We start from the raw sequence: 339 nt of genomic DNA on the forward strand, positions 1-339 counted from the left end.
TGAGCACCCTTATGCCCGTCACCACCACCCCGATCGACACCCGCACGCCCGTCGTCACCGTCACCGGCCCCCGCGGCCGGACCGTCCGCACCCTCGCCTGGTGCCGCTCCGCCCCCGGGGCTGATGCCGACCTGCGCGTGACGTACGGCCGCTTTGACGACGCCGGACGCCCCCTGGCCCAGGCCGACCCCCGCCTCGGGGCACCGGACACCCCCGTCGACAACCTGACCTTTATCTCCTCCCCCGACGGGCAGCCCCTGCGCACCCTCAGCGTCGATGCCGGACGCCGGATTATGCTGCATGACGCCGAAGGCCGCCCCTGCCGGCAGCAGGACGCCC

Annotated in this window: 1 pseudogene; it reads left to right on the forward strand. The window is 74.0% G+C overall.

Annotation, left to right across the window (positions count from 1 at the left end):
• Positions 1-11: 11 nt before the first annotated feature.
• Positions 12-339, forward strand: a pseudogene (locus tag P349_RS26695) (RHS repeat-associated core domain-containing protein); the annotation flags it as partial.

It is taken from the genome of Enterobacter sp. DC4 (assembly GCF_000568095.1).
GTDB classification, from domain to species: domain Bacteria; phylum Pseudomonadota; class Gammaproteobacteria; order Enterobacterales; family Enterobacteriaceae; genus Enterobacter; species Enterobacter pseudoroggenkampii.